Source organism: Micromonospora sp. 4G55 (assembly GCF_016803375.1).
Window position 1 is genome coordinate 1 of sequence record NZ_JAEVHN010000929.1, and the last position, 1,396, is coordinate 1,396.

Annotated in this window: 2 protein-coding genes; both read left to right on the forward strand. The window is 72.8% G+C overall.

Annotation, left to right across the window (positions count from 1 at the left end; genetic code table 11):
- Nucleotides 1–121: LPXTG cell wall anchor domain-containing protein (locus JNW89_RS40145; protein WP_375155187.1), on the forward strand; the 121-nt coding region annotated here is incomplete at its 5' end.
- 321 nt (nucleotides 122–442) lie between these two features.
- Nucleotides 443–1,396, forward strand: a complete 954-nt coding sequence (locus JNW89_RS36245) for a cell wall anchor protein (protein ID WP_238452434.1) — start codon at nucleotides 443–445, stop codon at nucleotides 1,394–1,396.

Genomic DNA, 1,396 nt, shown 5'->3' on the forward strand with positions numbered 1-1,396 from the left:
GGCCTGGCCGGTGACCGGCGCGGCGGCCGGCGGCATCGCCGCGGGCGCACTCGCCCTGCTGGCGGCCGGCGCGGTGCTCTTCGTCGTGGCCCGACGCCGACGGATCCGCTTCACCGCCTGATCCACTGTGGTCCGTGGGGCGCGCCGACCGACCGGTCGGCGCGCCCTTCGCGTACCGACCGTCCATGATGGATTGCGCAGTCGTCCGGTGACGCTCGGTCTATCGATGATCTCGAAACGGCAACAACAACCTTCGGCGGCGGGAGCGTTCACTACCCGTCGGTACAGTCACCCGGCGCGCTCGCGCTCGCGCGGACGCGCCGCGACCCCGAGGAGGTCGCGCTGAGCCACGACCGCTCGGTCCCGCACGACCGCTCGGTCCCCGCCGGCTCCCGCCTCCCCGGCCGCACACCCCGCGAATCTCCCCCCGTCAGGAGTACACGTGAACCGCCTGAAGTTCCGGCGCGTCGCGGCGATCGCCGCTGGCACGCTGATCGGCCTCGCCGGCGTCGCAACGGTCGCCGGACCCGCGATGGCCCACCACCCCGAGCCCTCGGGCACCTACTGCGCCGCGCCGGACGGCAAGATCGTCGTCAGCTGGACCGTCGGCAACAGCGAGACCGACCTCGAGGGCACCATCACCAAGCTCGACTCGACCGTGCCGGGTGGCTTCACCGGCGCGCTCGCGCTGAACGCGGTGCTGCCCAAGAAGGGCGACGGCCCGCTGGCCGGCACCCAGGCCCACACCTTCACCGGCGCCCTGCCGGAGCTCAAGCTGACCGTCGAGGCCCGGTGGGAGCGGGGCGACCGGATCATCACCGAGGAGCGCACCGTCTCTGCGCAGCCGGCCGGCGACTGCGCCGCAACCGAGTCGCCGTCGCCGAGCGCGCCCACCACCCCGGAGCCGACGAAGTCTCCGGAGCCGACCAAGTCCCCCGAGGTCACCCCGTCGCCGTCGAGCACCAGCCCGACCGCGACCCCGTCGAGCACGGCCACCACGCCGAGCGAGCCGGAGGAGCCGGTGTTCCGGCTCGAGGAAACCTGCGACGAGATGACCTTCATCGTGGAGAACCCGGCGAAGGGCATCCCCTTCACCGCCACGTTCACCACCGAGAAGGGCGTCACCAAGAAGCTCGAGTCGACCCCGGGCAAGACCAGCTCGGTCACCTTCGACGCGTACCAGGGCCTGAAGGTCACCGTCTCCTACGACGTGGTCGAGGGCTCCGAGACCATCGAGTACACCCAGCCGAAGAAGTGCGACGAGGGTTCCGGTGGCGGCCTGCCGGTCACCGGCGCCGCCACCGGTGGCATCGCCGCCGGCGCCGCCGTGCTGCTGGCCGCGGGCGCGATCCTGTTCGTGGTGGCCCGCCGCCGCCGGGTGCGCTTCACCGCCTGA